The sequence below is a fragment of the Streptococcus sp. genome, from assembly GCF_019414905.1.
Taxonomy (GTDB): Bacteria; Bacillota; Bacilli; order Lactobacillales; family Streptococcaceae; genus Streptococcus.
Genome location: NZ_DXLC01000002.1, coordinates 1 through 1,691, shown reverse-complemented (window position 1 = coordinate 1,691; position 1,691 = coordinate 1). Strand labels below are relative to the sequence as shown.

The 1,691-nt window shown below is 44.2% G+C and carries 2 protein-coding genes; both read right to left on the bottom strand.

Translation table 11 applies throughout. The features are described from left to right. Positions 1-784: recombinase RecA (gene recA, locus QZ359_RS00050; protein WP_293944577.1), on the bottom strand; the 784-nt coding region annotated here is incomplete at its 3' end. 41 nt (positions 785-825) lie between these two features. Beyond that, on the bottom strand, positions 826-1,691 hold an 866-nt coding region (locus QZ359_RS00045; RefSeq protein ID WP_293944575.1), incomplete at its 5' end, for a nicotinamide-nucleotide amidohydrolase family protein.

The following is a 1,691-nucleotide window of genomic DNA, read 5'->3' as shown; positions in this document are numbered from 1 at the left end:
TCTTAGTTTCTTTACCAACGTTGGTATCTTTTTGGTCACCAGTTCCCTTGATTTGTGTGCTTCCACGAACATCCAAACGGACAGAAGCGTAGAATTTAAGGGCACGTCCACCAGGAGTTGTCTCTGGATTACCAAACATAACCCCTACTTTTTCACGCAATTGGTTGATGAAGATAGCGATTGTCTTAGTCTTATTAATAGAAGCCCCGAGTTTACGCATAGCCTGGCTCATCATACGAGCTTGAAGACCAACGTGGCTATCTCCGATATCTCCATCTATTTCCGCACGAGGTACAAGGGCAGCAACTGAGTCGATAACAACAAGGTCAACTGCACCTGAATCAATCAGTTTCCCTGCGATTTCAAGACCTTGCTCACCTGAGTCTGGTTGTGATAAGAGCAATTCATCGATATTAACACCAAGCGCTGCTGCATAGGCTGGATCAAGAGCGTGCTCCGCATCGATAAAGGCAGCAATTCCGCCTTCTTTTTGTGCTTGTGCTACAGCGTGAAGGGCAACCGTTGTCTTACCTGATGATTCTGGCCCGTAGATTTCAATGATACGTCCCTTTGGATAACCACCTGATCCAAGAGCAATATCAAGTGCCAAAGAGCCTGAACTCATCACTTGGACTTTTTGCTCGGCACGCTCACCCAAACGCATGATTGACCCCTTACCGAAGTCTTTTTCGATCAATTTAAGGGCATCGTTCAAGGCTTTTTCACGATCAGCACCGAATTTTTTGCCAATTTCGTCTAATTTTTTTGTTGGTTTTTTCGCCATTTTATTCTCCTGTATTCTAATAGTCCTTAGACCTTCTTCTATTATAACAAATCTCCAGCACTTAATAAAGCTTTGCGAACTAGGTTAAAAGCATGTAAGACTGCAATTTCTCGGACATCAGCTCGACTTCTGCCTGCGATATTGGCCTGGATAACTTCTGTCCCTGAAGCTTGCGCCAAAGCGATAAAGACTGTACCTGCTGGATGTCCTTCTAGGCTATCTGGTCCAGCCACTCCTGTCAAACTAATGCCAAAATCTGACTGGGTCTTGATTCGCGCCTGTTCAGCCATTTTTTCAGCAGTAAAGGCTGAGACGACTCCGTGTTTTTCCAATTCAGCATGTGGAATATCAAGCATCTTAGCTTTTTCTTCAAGACTATAGGTTACAAAACCACCTTTAAAGATAGCAGACACACCTGAGAAATCAGCCAAGGTAGCTTGAAAAAGACCTGCAGTCAAGCTTTCTGCTGCAGTGATAGTTTTCTTTTGCTTTTTCAACTCTTCTACTACCAGGCTAGCCAAGCTGGTTTCTTCCCCATAGCCATAGCAAATTTCTCGAAGTGAAACACCCTCAAAAGTTTCTCTTTCAAGGATTTTTTGTTCTAAAGTATCTAGAACACGATCCGCTTCTTCTTGACTCTTAGCCTTGGTCGATAAGCGAAGGGTCACTTCCCCAGTTTTAGCATAAGGTGCCAAGGTTGGATCTGTCTGCTGGTCAATCAAATCTGATAGAATGGTCACTAGTTGGCTTTCACCAATGCCAAAGAAACGAAGCACACGTGAATAGAGCTTAGATCCCGTTATCAATCTTGGAAGCAACTCATTTAAGACCATAGGTTTCAATTCACTTGGAGGTCCTGGTAGAACGACGTAGGTTACCCCAGCCACCTCGATCATGCCACCGACTG